This window comes from Mycobacterium sp., from assembly GCF_019243155.1.
Lineage (GTDB): Bacteria > Actinomycetota > Actinomycetes > Mycobacteriales > Mycobacteriaceae > Mycobacterium.
Genome location: NZ_JAFAUS010000476.1, coordinates 1 through 14,101 on the forward strand (window position 1 = coordinate 1; position 14,101 = coordinate 14,101).

At 65.7% G+C, this 14,101-nt stretch carries 14 protein-coding genes and 1 tRNA gene; 5 read left to right on the top strand and 10 right to left on the bottom strand.

The window, feature by feature from the left end; translation table 11 throughout:
* Both JOZ00_RS23950 and JOZ00_RS23955 read right to left on the bottom strand, forming a co-directional pair.
* A partial coding sequence (locus JOZ00_RS23950) for a hypothetical protein (protein ID WP_293349107.1) occupies positions 1 to 198 on the bottom strand: 198 nt, incomplete at its 3' end.
* A gap of 56 nt (positions 199 to 254) precedes the next feature.
* Positions 255 to 848, bottom strand: a complete 594-nt coding sequence (locus JOZ00_RS23955) for a recombinase family protein (protein WP_293349110.1) — start codon at positions 846 to 848, stop codon at positions 255 to 257.
* 368 nt (positions 849 to 1,216) lie between these two features.
* Between JOZ00_RS23955 and JOZ00_RS23960 the strand changes: the two genes are divergently transcribed.
* Positions 1,217 to 3,547, top strand: a complete 2,331-nt coding sequence (locus tag JOZ00_RS23960) for an arylsulfatase (RefSeq protein WP_293349134.1) — start codon at positions 1,217 to 1,219, stop codon at positions 3,545 to 3,547.
* 398 nt (positions 3,548 to 3,945) lie between these two features.
* Here JOZ00_RS23960 and JOZ00_RS23965 read toward each other — a convergent pair.
* From JOZ00_RS23965 to JOZ00_RS23985, 5 genes are all read right to left on the bottom strand, one after another.
* A tRNA-Ala gene (locus JOZ00_RS23965) sits at positions 3,946 to 4,018 on the bottom strand.
* 51 nt (positions 4,019 to 4,069) lie between these two features.
* Positions 4,070 to 5,125 carry a gephyrin-like molybdotransferase receptor GlpR gene (gene glpR / locus JOZ00_RS23970; RefSeq protein ID WP_293349113.1) on the bottom strand — a complete coding sequence of 352 codons (1,056 nt, stop codon included), beginning with the start codon at positions 5,123 to 5,125 and terminating at the stop codon, positions 4,070 to 4,072.
* Between the two features lie 163 nt (positions 5,126 to 5,288).
* Positions 5,289 to 5,942: a GNAT family protein gene (locus tag JOZ00_RS23975; RefSeq protein WP_293349115.1), complete on the bottom strand. Its 654-nt coding sequence runs from the start codon at positions 5,940 to 5,942 to the stop codon at positions 5,289 to 5,291.
* Between the two features lie 21 nt (positions 5,943 to 5,963).
* Positions 5,964 to 7,265: a gephyrin-like molybdotransferase Glp gene (gene glp / locus JOZ00_RS23980; RefSeq protein ID WP_293349117.1), complete on the bottom strand. Its 1,302-nt coding sequence runs from the start codon at positions 7,263 to 7,265 to the stop codon at positions 5,964 to 5,966.
* Between the two features lie 51 nt (positions 7,266 to 7,316).
* Entirely contained in the window at positions 7,317 to 8,228 is a 912-nt protein-coding gene (locus JOZ00_RS23985) for a UTP--glucose-1-phosphate uridylyltransferase (protein WP_293349119.1), read from the bottom strand.
* Positions 8,229 to 8,304: 76 nt separating this feature from the next.
* Between JOZ00_RS23985 and JOZ00_RS23990 the strand changes: the two genes are divergently transcribed.
* From JOZ00_RS23990 to mscL, 4 genes are all read left to right on the top strand, one after another.
* Entirely contained in the window at positions 8,305 to 8,919 is a 615-nt protein-coding gene (locus JOZ00_RS23990) for a 5-formyltetrahydrofolate cyclo-ligase (protein WP_293349121.1), read from the top strand.
* Between the two features lie 73 nt (positions 8,920 to 8,992).
* Complete coding sequence (locus tag JOZ00_RS23995; protein ID WP_293349124.1) at positions 8,993 to 9,328, top strand: FmdB family zinc ribbon protein; 336 nt, start codon at positions 8,993 to 8,995, stop codon at positions 9,326 to 9,328.
* A 65-nt stretch (positions 9,329 to 9,393) separates the two neighbouring features.
* Positions 9,394 to 10,062: an SAF domain-containing protein gene (locus tag JOZ00_RS24000; protein WP_293349126.1), complete on the top strand. Its 669-nt coding sequence runs from the start codon at positions 9,394 to 9,396 to the stop codon at positions 10,060 to 10,062.
* Positions 10,063 to 10,128: 66 nt separating this feature from the next.
* Positions 10,129 to 10,587, top strand: coding sequence for a large-conductance mechanosensitive channel protein MscL (gene mscL, locus JOZ00_RS24005; RefSeq protein ID WP_293349128.1), 459 nt, complete (start codon positions 10,129 to 10,131; stop codon positions 10,585 to 10,587).
* Between the two features lie 12 nt (positions 10,588 to 10,599).
* Here the strand turns inward: mscL and JOZ00_RS24010 are convergent, their stop codons facing one another.
* From JOZ00_RS24010 to JOZ00_RS24020, 3 genes are all read right to left on the bottom strand, one after another.
* Positions 10,600 to 11,157: a MogA/MoaB family molybdenum cofactor biosynthesis protein gene (locus JOZ00_RS24010; protein ID WP_293349136.1), complete on the bottom strand. Its 558-nt coding sequence runs from the start codon at positions 11,155 to 11,157 to the stop codon at positions 10,600 to 10,602.
* Positions 11,157 to 12,722, bottom strand: coding sequence for a trypsin-like peptidase domain-containing protein (locus JOZ00_RS24015; protein WP_293349130.1), 1,566 nt, complete (start codon positions 12,720 to 12,722; stop codon positions 11,157 to 11,159). Before JOZ00_RS24015 ends, JOZ00_RS24010 begins: the two co-directional genes overlap by 1 nt.
* Positions 12,723 to 12,801: 79 nt before the next feature.
* A partial coding sequence (locus tag JOZ00_RS24020) for a HAMP domain-containing sensor histidine kinase (RefSeq protein ID WP_293349132.1) occupies positions 12,802 to 14,101 on the bottom strand: 1,300 nt, incomplete at its 5' end.

The following is a 14,101-nucleotide window of genomic DNA, read 5'->3' on the forward strand; positions in this document are numbered from 1 at the left end:
GATCGGCTGCACCATCGCGCTTCCCTTCCTCCTCAGAACCCTCCGGTAGTCGGCGTAGGCCCGCTCGTCGCCAGCGCACACCCGCATCGTCGAGTGTCCACCATTGGGTATCGCGGCGACATCGATTTGTTGTAGGTCCTCACTGCGGGTGATTCCAAGAACATCCGTGACCTTGCTTTTCGAAACACCCAGGTGCACAACTTCTTAGAGGACACCGATCCATACCGGGCCAATTCGCGGCCTAAACCGAACAACTAGTGATGAGCCAAGACACGGTACACGGTTGCGCGGCTAACCCCGAGCGCGGTAGCGATTGTGCTAGCCGACTCGCCACTCGCGTGCATCCGCTGCGCCAGAGCGGCTTTCGATGAATTCAATGCCTTTGGCCGTCCTATCGACTGACCGCGTGCCCGACGGGCTTCCCATGCAGCCGAGCGCCGCTCCCGACCCAACTCCAACTCAAGCTCTGCCAAACTCGCCAGAACACCCGCCACCATGCGACCCGTCGCGTTCGACGTATCGATACCCTCGCGAAGGGAACGCAGAACGATCCCCCGCCCGCCAAGCTCGCGGATCGTCATCATCACTTCAGCGGCGTTGCGGCCCAATCGGTCAATGCCCACAACGACGATTGCGTCTCCTGGACGCGCATAGTCCAGCAGCGCCGCCATACCGGGACGCTGTTTTCGGGTCGAGGCGCCAGGCAGTTTGTCGGAGTAGACGCGGGCAGAATCGACCCCCGCCGTCGTCAGGGCATCGACTTGTTGGTCCAGGCTTTGATGCCCGGTGCTGACGCGGGCGTAGCCAAGTTGGGTTCCGGTCGCGGCGGGAGCGGTGGTGGTAGCCACACGTAGATCGTCTCAAAAGTATCAGAAAATGTCGATATGAGACTACCTTTTGAGTCATCTTTTGAGACAGGTCCAACTGGCACTTCCTGAACCGCAGAACCTCTCGGCAGAAAGTCTCATCAAATTAGTTTTGCGATGCGGCCTGGCGTAGCGAACAGCGTTCAATCATAGGTCGGCTATTTCGGCCAAGACGCTTGGTGTCTTTGAGTGTTCAGCCGAAGGCGGTGTCCCCGCCTCCCAGGGCGGCGTAGCGTCCGTGGCATTCGTTCAAGGAGAGGGCGGTGGTTGTGATGTCAACACCCCAGCACAACGGTGATGTCGGCGTCTCCGGTGAGGCAACCGGCTCGATTTCGAGTCAGCCGCCAATCATGCGTCAAGTCCTGCCGATTCCGGATGCCAAGCATGTCGGTGTGACGACGTATGACGCCAAGGACCCGAACACCAAGTATCCCCCGATTACGGTGCTGCGCCCGCCCATGGGTGCCCCGAACGTGTTGATTGTGCTACTCGATGATGTCGGTTTTGGGGCGGCGTCGGCGTTTGGTGGCCCGTGTGACACCCCGGTTGCCGAACGGTTGGCGGCCGGTGGTTTGAAGCTGAACCGCTTTCACACGACGGCATTGTGTTCTCCGACCCGGCAGGCACTGTTGACCGGGCGTAACCATCACTCCGTGGGTATGGGCGGGATCACCGAGATCGCAACCTCAGCACCGGGGCTGAGTAGCATCCGGCCAAAGGACAAGGCCCCGTTCCCAGAAGTACTGCGCCTCAACGGGTACTCCACCGCACAGTTTGGCAAGTGTCACGAGGTGCCGGTGTGGGAAGTCTCCCCCGTGGGGCCATTTGACCAGTGGCCCACGGGATCTGGGTTCGAGTACTTCTACGGGTTCATCGGTGGTGAGGCCAACCAGTACTACCCAGGCTTGTATGAGGGCACCACAGCGGTTGAACCACCCAAAACACCCGAGGAGGGCTACACGCTCACCGAGGACTTGGCGGATCACGCGATTACCTGGGTGCGGCGGCAAAAGGCGCTGACCCCGGATAAGCCGTTTTTTATGTATTTCGCGCCTGGTGCGACCCACGCGCCGCATCACGTGCCGAGGGAGTGGTCAGATAAATACCGGGACAAGTTCGGCGCCGGGTGGGATGTGTTGCGGGAGCAGATTCTGGCGCGTCAGAAAGAGTTGGGCGTAGTTCCCGCCAACGCGGAGTTGACCACGCGCCACGCGGAAATTCCCGCGTGGGATGACATGGCCGCAGAGTTGAAACCGGTGCTGGCCCGCGAGATGGAAATTTATGCCGGCTTCTTGGAGCAGACCGATCATGAGGTCGGACGGGTGATCGATGCAATCAATGACCTGGGGGTCCTCGATGACACGCTGATTTTCTACATCATCGGCGACAACGGCGCGTCCGCCGAGGGTACGCCGAACGGCTGCTTCAACGAGATGACGACGCTTAATGGGATGCCCGGCATTGAGACCACCGAATTTCTGCTCAGCAAGATCGACGACTTCGGCACCCCCCGTGCATACAACCACTACGCGGTGGGCTGGGCACACGCATTGTGCGCCCCATATCAGTGGACCAAGCAGATCGCCTCGCATTGGGGCGGCACCCGTAACGGGACCATCGTGCACTGGCCCAACGGATTCCCCGATAAAGGCAACACGCGCAACCAGTTCCACCACGTCATCGACGTGGCCAAAACCGTTCTGGAAGCGGCCGGCCTTCCCGAGCCGACATCGGTGAACGGTATCGACCAGGCAGCCCTGGAAGGTGTCAGCATGTTGCCGATGCTGCGCGACGGTGCCGCCCCGGAAACACATGCGGTGCAGTACTTCGAGATCATGGGCAACCGCGGCATCTACTTCCAGGGCTGGACCGCGGTGACCAAGCACCGCACCCCATGGCTGGTCGACGCACCGCCGTTTGATCAGGACGTGTGGGAACTTTATGGCCCCGAAGACTGGACACAGGCACACAATCTGGCTTCCGAGATGCCCGACAAGCTGGCCGAGTTGCAACGGCTATGGCTGATCGAGGCGGTCAAATACAACGTGGTGCCGCTGGATGACCGCTCCTTTGAACGCCTCAATCCCGACCTGGCAGGCCGGCCACAACTTATCCGCGGCAACAGCCAACTGCTGTTCCCCGGAATGCGAGTCAGCGAAGCATGCGTGCTGACCTTGAAAAACAAGTCACACTCGGTGACCGCCAACGTTACGGTGCCCGAATCCGGCGCTAACGGCGTAATCATCACCCAAGGTGGCAGCGTCGGCGGCTGGTCTCTCTACGCCCACAACGGCAAGCTCACATACTGCTACAACTTCTTCGGCATCCAGCACTACATCGTCACCGCCGACAAACCCATCCCAGCCGGCGAGCACCAGGTCCGGATGGAGTTCGCCTACGACGGGGGCGGATTGGCCAAAGGCGGCGACGTTACCCTGTACTACGACGGCCAGCCGGTCGGTAACGGACGGGTCGATATGACGGAACCGATGGCCTACTCGGCGGATGAAGCCTGTGATGTCGGCGCGGACAGCGGCTCACCGGCATCGCCCGAATACGGCCCCACCGGCAACAAATTCACCGGAGACATCGCCTGGGTGCAAATCGACATCGGGAACGACAGCCACGACCACCTCATCTCGCCCGAGAACAAACTCAATATCGCGATGGCCCGGCAATAACTAGATCCCAGCTTGGCGACGATTTATGCGAAACCGAAACGTTAGTTCTGAGACCGCCGAGAAGGGTCTAAAACGCTCCTTGCGGTCCAACTGAAGTTGCGCATCTTCGTTTGGAGGCTGACGCGGCGGGCGACCACTCGTCCGATCCTATCGGCATCGGCATCGGCAAATCGTCTTCACATTGGCCCGTGCGCTACGGCGAGGCTGGCTGCGTTGTGCCGGAGGTTGCAGCGGATGCTGGGTCACGCGAAGGCGTCGATGACCCTCGACACTTACGCCAATCTGTTCGACGAGGACTTGGACGAGCTCGCTGGTCGCCTCGATGCCGCGATCCGGGCCGCTGCGGACGGCTTCGGAAGCCTGACCCTCGAGCACGTCGCTGACCTGCTGAAACTTTGTGGAGCTAAGGGGATTCGAACCCCTGACCTACTCGATGCGAACGAGTCGCGCTACCAACTGCGCCATAGCCCCTGATCGCTAGCAGGCTACCAGCCGCGACAGCAATGGCCGAACTGGCGAGCGCTACTGGCCCACGGCGCGCGGCAAGTCCCGCGGCCAGCCATAGTTGCGCATCGGCATCGCGTACTCCAGATGCTCGAAGATCGGGTCCTCGTCGTCGATTTCCAGGACCACCGCGCCGGGGCGGCGCAGCCGCGACGGGACGACCTCGTACTCACGGTCGTGGGTGTTCTCCACGCCGAGCCTCGAACGCGCCATCCGCTGCACCCGGCGACGGCGCACCTTCTCCTCGATGCGGGTCTGCCGACGCAGATAGATCAGGTACAGCATCGTCACCGTGGTGGCCGTGCCGCACACCCACCAGGCGCTCGGCGAAACCTCGAACGCGGCCGTGGCCGAGGCGACCAGGACGACCGCCATCGCCATCAGCACCCGCTTGCGGAACACGTATTTGCGGGCGCTGACCGCAGCCGCGGTCTTTTCGTCGAACCGGCGTCGCCGCGACGCGTTCCGCGCGGCCGGCGCCGGCACATCCTCTTCGGCTTCTTCGTCGTCCTCGGGCTCCAAACCCGAAGAGTCGTCGACGTATTCGTAGCTGTCGTCGTCTTCGTCGCCGCGCTGGGCGATCCCCTCGGTGTCGAGTTCGGCCTCGTCATCCGCCTCGTCGTCCACCGACTCCGGCTGGGACACCTCGGCACTGGCTCCGACCGGAAGCGCTTGGGAGTCCTCGACGACATCGACGTCGAGGTAGTCGGGCTCGGTGCGCTCGGCGGCCGCGAACTTCATGACGACCGGGCGCCGTGGCCGCAGCTCGTCGGTGTCGTCGTTTTCCAGGTCCTCGTCGCGGTCCTCATCCTCGGAGAAGGCGCGCTCCTCGTCGAACTCGCTGTCGGCCGAGTCTTCCTGCGGCTTCCAGTCGGGGTCGCTGCGATGGCCGGCGGCCGGGCCGCTTCTCTTGACCAGGCGGGAGTTGGCGCCGCCGTTGAGCACCCGGGTGGCCAGCGCCACGTCGCTGGTACGGCGCACCGCGTCACGCTTGCTGACCAGCATTGGAACCAGAACGAACAGCCAGAGCACCACAAGCGAAATCCACAACAATGACTGCGGGATGCTGGGCATGACGACCTGCTCTCTGTGGTTCCCATCCCCGCGTGGCCATCAGTGGCCAGCGCGGCCGGGTCATAGTGACCAGGACAATTACACACCTGTAATTTGCCTCTCACAAGCACCAAGTGTCACTCGTGTCGCGCTAGCCACAGGCGGAGGCTCCGGCCGACAGAGATTAGGCCCAGCGCGCGTGGCCCGAGCGGACCAATGCCGACGCGACCGAACCCGACACCTCTTCGACGGTGATGGCCATCAACAGGTGATCCCGCCACGCCCTGTCGACCTCGAGATAGCGCTCCAGCAGCCCCTCTTGCCGAAAGCCGACCTTGGAGAGCACCGCCCGGCTGGCGGCGTTCTCGGGACGCACGGTGGCCTCGACGCGATGCAGCATGACCGGGCCGAAGCAGTGGTCGAGGCCCAGCGCCAGCGCCGCGGTGGCCACCCCGCCACCGGTCGCCGAGCGCGGCACCCAGTAACCGATCCATGCCGACCGCAATGCCCCGTGGGTGACGTTGCCAATGGTCAGTTGGCCGCAGAACTGCCCGTCGAGCTCGATGACGTAGGGCAGCATGCGGCCCTTGCGGGCCTCGGAACGCAGCCCGGAACATAACGGCGGCCACGCGGCGACCGCGTGGCGGATGATCCAGTCGCCATCGGCGCTCGGCTCCCACGGCTCGAGGTGCGCGCGATCGGCCAGCCGGATGCGGCTCCATTTCGCGCCGTCACGCATCCGCACCGCCCGCAATCGCACGGTTCCTGCCGGAACGCGAAGCGGCCCAACGCTTTGGGGCCAACCGGGATGACGAGAATTGGAGCGCAACAGGTTCACGGGCGTTAGCAGCCGTCCGGATCAGCCGCGCTGAGCCAGGAACGCGACGTCGACGATCTCACCGGTGCGAATCTGCTCGGCGCCGCTGGGCACCACGACCAGACAGTTCGCCTCGGCGAGCGTGGCCAGCAGGTGCGATGACGCCCCCGGGGCTCCCCCGAGCGCCTGCACCAGGTACTCCCCACTCTCCTGGTCGCGCATCAGCTGGCCGCGCAAATAGCCCTTGCGCCCGGCGACGGACGTGATCGGCGACAGCGTGCGGGCCTGCACGATCCGGCGCATCGGCTGACGCTTGCCCAGCGACAGCCGGATCAGGGGCCGGACCATCACCTCGAAGACGACCAGAGCGCTGACGGGGTTGGAAGGCAGCAGAAACGTTGGGACGCCGTCGCGGCCCAGCTGGCCGAAGCCCTGGATGGATCCCGGATGCATCCCGACGCGGACGACTTCCATCTCCCCGAGCTCGGAGAGCAGCAATCGCACCGTCTCGGTCGAGGCGCCACCGACGCCACCCGCGATCACGACGATCTCGGAGCGATTGATCTGGCCCTCGACTATGTCGCGCAGTTCTTTTGGGTCGTTGCTGACGATGCCGATGCGGTTGACCTCCGCGCCGGCATCGCGGCCGGCCGCCGCCAACGCGTAGGAGTTGACGTCGTAGACCTGCCCGTTTCCCGGGGACCGCGAGATGTCGACCAGCTCTCCGCCCACCGCCATGACCGACAGCCGGGGACGCGGATGCACCAAGACCCGTTCGCGGCCAACGGCTGCCAGCAGGCCGACCTGCGCCGCGCCGATGACGGTTCCCGCGCGCACGGCGACGTCGCCGGGCTGCACGTCGTCCCCGGCCCGGCGCACGTAGGCGCCCGACGGCGCGCCCCGCAGGATGCGCACGCGCGACGTGCCGCCGTCCGTCCACCGCAGCGGGAGGACGGCATCGGCCAGCGTGGGCAGTGGGGCTCCGGTGTGCACCCGAGCGGCCTGCTTGGGTTGCAGGCGACTGGGCGAGCGCGCACCGGCCTCAATGGTGCCCATCACCGGCAGCACCAACCCCTCGCGCCGGTCTTCGTATTCAGCCACGTCGCCCGAGTCGTCCGACAGCTCAGCGAGACTCTCGCCGCCCAGGTCGCCGATACCGAGGACGTCGACGCTGCGTACCGCGTAACCGTCGATCGCGGCCTGGTCGAACCCGGGCATGGGCCGCTCGGTCACCACTTCCTCGGCGCACATCAGTCCCTGCGCCTCGGCAATCGCCACACGTATCGGTCGCGGAGCCACCGCGGCGGCAGTTATCCGGGCCTGCTGCTCTTCCACAGAACGCACAGCGCGCCTCTCTGCCCTCGATGCCTTGACGGGTCGCGCGCTACCGCTCGGCTACCGCTCGGCCAGGCCCAATCGGGCTACCAGCCATCGCCGCAACTCCGGGCCGTAGTCATCACGATCCAATGCAAAGTCAACCGCAGCCTTGAGGTAGCCGCCGGGATTTCCCAAGTCGTGTCGAGATCCGTGATGCACGACGACGTGCACCGGGTGGCCCTCGGCAATGAGCAAAGCGATCGCGTCGGTGAGCTGGACTTCGTTCCCGGTTCCGCGGTGGATGCGGCGCAACGCATCGAACACGGCGCGGTCCAGCACGTAGCGGCCCGCCGCGGCGAACATCGACGGGGCGTCCTCGGTCTTCGGCTTCTCGACCATGCCGTTGACCTTGAGCACGTCCGGATTGTCGTCCCCGGGCACCGGTTCGACGTCGAAAACGCCGTAGGAACTGATCTCTTCGGGTGCCACCTCAATGGCACACAGCACGCTGCCGCCGTGGTGGGCCCGCACCTTCGACATGACCTGCAGGACACCCGTCGGCAGCACCAGGTCGTCGGGCAGCAGCACCGCTACGGCGTCCTCGTCATCGGACAGCGTGGGCTCCACGCACCCGATTGCATGGCCCAGGCCCAGCGGTTCGGTCTGCACGACGGACTCGACCTTGATCAGCTGGGATGCGCGCCGGACCTTGTCGAGCATCGCCGTCTTTCCGCGTTGCTCGAGTGTGCTTTCCAGCACCAGGTCCTCGACGAAGTGCGCGACGACGCCGTCCTTGCCTTCGGAGGTGATGATCACCAGCCGCTCGGCACCGGCCTCGGCCGCCTCGGCGGCGACCAGCTCAATGCCGGGGGTATCAACGACGGGCAACAGCTCCTTGGGAACCGTCTTGGTCGCCGGCAGAAAGCGGGTACCAAGGCCGGCGGCGGGCACGATCGCCGTGCGTGGAACCACCACGTTTGGGCATGACATCGTTCACACCATAACCCTCATTCGGTTTGCCGAGTCGATGTGGCGCGAGCAAAGCTCCGCCTGACATGGTTGGGGCATGCCGACCACGAGCAAAGCCGCGTTGCGCGAACAGTTGCTCGCTGCCCGGCGCCGCGTTGCCGACGAGATTCGCGCCGACGAGGCGCGACTGCTGTGCGCCCATCTCGAGGCTCTGCAAAACATCGTGAGCAGCGACGCCACGGTCTGCGCCTATGTGCCGGTGGGCGCGGAACCGGGATCGGTCGAGATGTTGGATGTGTTGCTGAAGCGCTCTGCTCGCGTCCTGCTGCCGGTTGCGCGGACCGACGCCGACAACGCCGCCTTGGCGCTGCGGTGGGGCGAATACCGGGCAGGGGCGCTCACCGCCGGGCGATGGGGCTTGCTCGAGCCGCCTGAACCTTGGCTGCCCGCCTCGGCCATCGCGGGGGCCGGCCTGGTGCTGGTACCGGCGCTGGCCGTGGACCGCGCCGGGGTGCGGCTGGGCCGGGGCCGGGGGTTCTACGACCGCTCGCTGCGCAGCCGCGCCCCGCAGGCGCCGCTCGTGGCGGTGGTGCGTGACACGGAGCTGGTCGACACGCTGCCGGCGGAGCCGCATGACATCCCAATGACCCACGCGCTGACGCCTCGGGGTGGTTTGATCGCTCTCAATGCCGCGGCGACACATCGGGAATGAGAGATGTCACGTGGCGGTTCTAGCACTTAGGACGCTAGAGTGCTAATCAGATTGGAATCATCCGGAGGTTTTTGTGCCGACTTACAGCTACCAGTGCACCGAGTGCGATGACCGCTTCGACATCGTGCAGGCCTTCACCGACGATGCGCTGACCACGTGCGAACGCTGCGCCGGTCGCCTGCGCAAGCGTTTCAACTCCGTGGGCGTGGTGTTCAAGGGCAGCGGTTTTTACCGCACCGACAGCCGGGAGTCCTCCAAGGGTGCGAAGAGCTCGACCAACGGTTCCTCGAAGAGTGACAGCGGATCGAGTTCTGGCTCGAGCGACACGTCCAGTTCGTCCGAGAAGTCCGGTTCCAGCGACAAGTCGAGCAGCAACTCCACGGCATCCACCGCGGCCGCCACGAGCTGACGGGTTATCCACAAAGCGTTTCCACCCCGCATTCGAAGCGGTCCTACTGCGCCTAGCGTTGCCGTGTGGGCGAATCGTCGCTGAATCCAACCGTATTCAGTCGGCTGTCAATCTGGCTGCGTCCCGATTGGACGCGAACCGTGCTGGCGCGGCGAATCGCCGCGGCCGGGCTGGTGCTGCTGGCGGGAGTGGCCGCGCTGCGCTCCGATCCCGCTGATGCGTATGGCCAAGTAGTAGTGGCCCAACGTGACCTGCGCCCGGGTACCGCGCTGACTCCAGCCGACGTGCGGCTCGAAAAGCGTTTGACGGCAACAATTCCCGACGGGTCACAGGCCGACGTGGACGTGGTGGTCGGCGCCACTCTGGCCGGCCCGGCGAGGCGCGGCGAGGTGCTCACCGACGTCCGACTGCTGGGCGGCCGGCTGGCCGAGGGGACGGCGGGACCCGGCGCCCGCATCGTGCCGCTGCACCTGGCGGATGGCGCGTTGGTGGACCTGGTCCGCGTCGGCGACGTCGTCGACGTGCTGGCAGCGCCCACCAACGGCGCGCAGGAGATCGCTCAAGCCACCCCGAAGGTGGTGGCCACCGACGCCGTGGTGGTGCTCGTGTCGGCCAAGGAAAAAATCCAGGCCGCCAATAGTGACCGCGTAGTGTTAGTTGCGCTGCCGGCTCGCGTGGCGAACACGGTCGCAGGTTCGACGTTGGGGCAGGCCGTGACGCTGACCCTGCACTGAACTTGAAGTCCGCTGCCCGCCCGCGATCTGCAGCAAACTCTGTCCGGTACAGAAAGGGAACGCCCAATGTTCAAGGGGTTCAAGGAGTTTCTCTCGCGGGGCAACATCATCGACCTATCCACCGCGGTGGTCATCGGTACCGCGTTCACCGCGCTGGTCACGCAATTCACCGACAGCATCATCAAACCGTTGATCAACCGGATCGGCGTGAACCAGAAATCCGACATCGGCATCTTGCGTATCAGCATCGGCGGCGGCCAGACCATCGACCTCAACAACGTCCTGTCGGCCGCCATCAACTTCATCATCATCGCCGCGGTCGTGTATTTCCTGGTCGTGCTGCCGTATACGACGCTGCGCAAGCGGGGTGAGGTCGAACAGGCCGACGATGCTCAGATCGTGTTGCTCACCGAGATCCGCGACCTGCTGGGCCAGACGAACGGAAGCTCGTCCGGCAAGCACGGCGGAACGGGCACCACGCCGCCTCCCGAGCACGGACCCCGGGCGGACGCCGAATCCCTCTGACTTCGCGCGGACCTAGATCTCGAGGCTCGACAGCTGTCCGATGATCTGAGCTGCCAGCGGGTTCAGCGTCGCCATCCCGTCTCGCACGGCGTAGCGGGAACCGGCCAGGTTCACCACCAGAGTGCTTCCGGACACGCCGGCCAGACCACGGGACAGTCCGGCGTCGATGATCCCTGCGGAGAGTCCTGACGCCCGAATGGCTTCCGCGATACCGAGGATCTCCCGATCCAGGATCTCGCGGGTGGCCTCGGGGGTGACGTCGCGCGGCGTGACACCCGTCCCACCGACCGAGACCACCAGGTCCACCCCGCCAATCACCGCGGTGTTCAGCGCATTTCGAATTTCGACCTCGTCAGCCGCGACCGCGACCACCCCGTCGACGACGAACCCCGCCTCGGTGAGCAGCTCGGTCACCAACGGCCCGCTGTGGTCCTCGTCCCCGTGGGCGGTGCGATCGTCGACCACCACGACCAGAGCACGGCCGACTACCAACTCGGCACCCGTTTCCATGGGTGCAACCGTATATCCGAGCTCGGACAATCCCGTCGCCGAGGGTTCCTCGACTCTCATCACTGGTCCGCCTTCCCCAGGGTCACCGGCACGGTACGGCTGCCACCACCGGGATCGGAGAAGGTCAGCGTTATCTTGTCGCCGGGCGCTTTCGATCGCACGGCGGCGACCAATGCGTCGGCATTGTTGATCGGGCGGTCGTCCACCTTGGTGACGGTCACGTTCTTCGGCACGCCGGCCGATGCGGCCGCGCCGTTGGGAACGACGTCGACGACCTTGGCGCCCGGCGTGCCCTTGTCACTGGTGACCTGCACACCGAGCGAGGCGTGCGAAGCCTTACCGGTGCTGATCAGCTCGTCGGCGATGCGCTTGGCCTGGTCCACCGGGATCGCGAAGCCCAGGCCGATGGACCCGCTCTGGGCATCCGGCGAATCGGCGCCCAGGGTGGCGATCGCGGAGTTGACGCCCACCAGCTGGCCGTTCATGTTGACCAACGCGCCACCGGAGTTACCCGGGTTGATCGCCGCGTCGGTCTGGATCGCGTCCAGCACGGTGTTCTGGTTGCCCGACTCGCCCGTCGTGGAGACCGGCCGGTTCATGGCGCTGATGATGCCCGTGGTCACCGTGCCCGACAGGCCCAGCGGGGAGCCGATCGCCACGACCGGCTGACCGACGTGCAGGTCGGACGACGACCCCAACGAGATGGGCGTGAGTCCCGAAACGCCTTGGACGCGAATCACGGCGATATCGCTGGTCGGGTCGGCACCCACCACCGTGAACGGTGCGGTACGACCGTCGGAGAACGTCACCGTGGTCTTGGGAGCGGGGCCACCGGCCGGGCCGCCCGGACCGCTGGGGCCACCAGGACCACCGGGACCGCCAGGGCCGGCGGGGCCGCCCGGGACGAGGGGGCCGCCCGGGCCGCCGCTAGGCGCCTTGGAGGGGCTCGCGGCAGCCGCGACCACGTGGTTGTTGGTCAGGATCAGCCCATCGGCCGACAGGATGATGCCGGAACCCTCCTCGGACTGACGCCCCAGGTCCGTCTCCAGCATCACGACGCTGGGCACCACCTTCGATGCGACCTGTTCGACGCTGCCGGGCGGCATGTTCGCGGCCGGGACGCTGGGCGCGGCCCCGCCGAGGATGCTGTGCCCGTTGCCGCCGGTGGAGTGGCTACCCAGCTCGACGACGGTCGCGGCCGCACCACCGATGCCTGCCGACACCACCGCGATGGCAACCGCGCCCGCCATCAAAAGTCCTGCACGAGAACGCTTTTGGGGCTGCTGCGGAGCGGGCGGGGGCGGCAGCATGCCGGGGATCTGCGCCGTCCCGGTGCCGCCGGGGATCGGTCCAGGTCCGGTGCCGCCGGGGATCGGTCCAGGTCCGGTTCCGCCGGGGATCCGGCCCGGCCCCGTGCCGCTGAAGGGCTCGTAGGGCGGACGGAACTGGGTCGTCTGAGACGGCTGCGACCGATAGCGCCAATCGAATTGCTGGTTATACGGTTGTTGGTGCCCCTGCCCGTAGACTGGGGATCCGCCATAGCTCGGGACGGGACCCGGCTGGTTCGGCACGGGAGGGTATCCCCCCTGCGGCGGCGGTGGCGAATACCTCGGGTCATTCGTCATGTCGCTAAGTCGCTCTTCCTCTATCTCAGTATTCCGGCTCGTCGGCTCGACTCGGCTCGGATTAACAGTAGCTGCAGACCTACCTTGCCCGCGCGGACTGAGAGTCCACTGAGATAACGTTCGCCGATTCCCGAGAGTTCGCCTCGTTGCCAACAATGGGTGCAGTCGAATCGGTTCCAGCCTCTGACCCGGGGGTTTCGCCCCCGTCAGCTGATTCGGGATACGTCACACCCGGCATCGGCCGGCCGGGCAGCAGCACGTAGAACGACGTTCCCGGCGGTTGTCCGCCCGGAACGGTGTCCTCGACGCGCAGCATTCCCCCGTGGTTGAGCACCACCTTCTTGACGATCGCCAGGCCCAACCCCGAACCGGGCATGGCCCGCGCCGACGTCGAGCGGTAGAACCGCTCGAACACCAGACGGCGCTCGTGCGGCGGAATCCCCGGGCCGTGGTCGGCGACCACCAGCTCCGCGTACGACGCGTCGAGTTGCCGCATCGTGACGCCGACGTGGCCGCCCGGCGGGCTCCACTTGGCGGCGTTGTCGAGCAGGTTCAGCACCGCCCGCGACAGACCGGCGGTGTCGCCGTACATCTGCCAAGGGGTGACTTCGACGTCGAAATGAATGTCGTTGCGCCGCCGCCTGACTCGTTCGAGGCTGCGATCGACGACGTCGGACATGTCGACCGGCTCGTGCACCACCTGACCGGCGTCGTCGCGGGTGAGGTCCACCAAATCGCCTACCAGCGTTGATAATTCCTCGATCTGGGCGAGCACGTCGGCGCGCAGGTCGACCATCTCCTGCTCGGGCAGCCGCGGCGCCCCCGGTTCCATCGACGCCATCAGCAGCTCGACGTTGGTGCGTAGCGACGTCAGCGGAGTACGCAATTCGTGTCCGGCATCGGTGACCAATCGCGCCTGCCGCTCCCGGGATTCCGCCAAGGCTCGCAGCATCAAGTTGAAAGCCTCAGTGAGCCTGGCCAATTCGTCGCTACCGAAGACCGGGATGGGTCGCAGGTCATCGGTGCGCGCCACCCGCTCGGCGGCTTCGGTCAACCGGCCCACGGGACGCAGCCCGGCCCGGGTGACCATGCCACCCGCCACCGCGGCGACCGCCACCCCGATGCCGCCGACGAGCAACAGCACCCAACGGAGCTTGGTCATCACCGCTTCGGTCGGCTTGAGGCTCTTGGAGATCAACAACGAACTGCCGTTCGGCAGGTGGATGGCGAGGATGCGCTGGTCGCCGGCGGTGCGCCGCGACATGAACAGATCTCCGTGAATGACGGCCTTTTCCGCCGAACCCACGGGCAGGGTCTGCCCGGGCTGCTGCGCGGAGTAAATGGAGTGGCCGGGGTTCACCAGCATCGCGTTGACGTCC

Bases quoted from the DNA above. Each gene is read 5' to 3' on its own strand.
- JOZ00_RS23960 (WP_293349134.1), top strand. From the start codon at position 1,217: ATGCGTCAAGTCCTGCCGATTCCGGATGCCAAGCATGTCGGTGTGACG.
- JOZ00_RS23985 (WP_293349119.1), bottom strand. From the start codon at position 8,228: ATGTCATGCCCAAACGTGGTGGTTCCACGCACGGCGATCGTGCCCGCC.
- mscL (WP_293349128.1), top strand. From the start codon at position 10,129: ATGTTCAAGGGGTTCAAGGAGTTTCTCTCGCGGGGCAACATCATCGAC.
- JOZ00_RS23990 (WP_293349121.1), top strand. From the start codon at position 8,305: ATGCCGACCACGAGCAAAGCCGCGTTGCGCGAACAGTTGCTCGCTGCC.
- JOZ00_RS24010 (WP_293349136.1), bottom strand. From the start codon at position 11,157: ATGAGAGTCGAGGAACCCTCGGCGACGGGATTGTCCGAGCTCGGATAT.
- glpR (WP_293349113.1), bottom strand. From the start codon at position 5,125: ATGCCCAGCATCCCGCAGTCATTGTTGTGGATTTCGCTTGTGGTGCTC.
- JOZ00_RS24015 (WP_293349130.1), bottom strand. From the start codon at position 12,722: ATGACGAATGACCCGAGGTATTCGCCACCGCCGCCGCAGGGGGGATAC.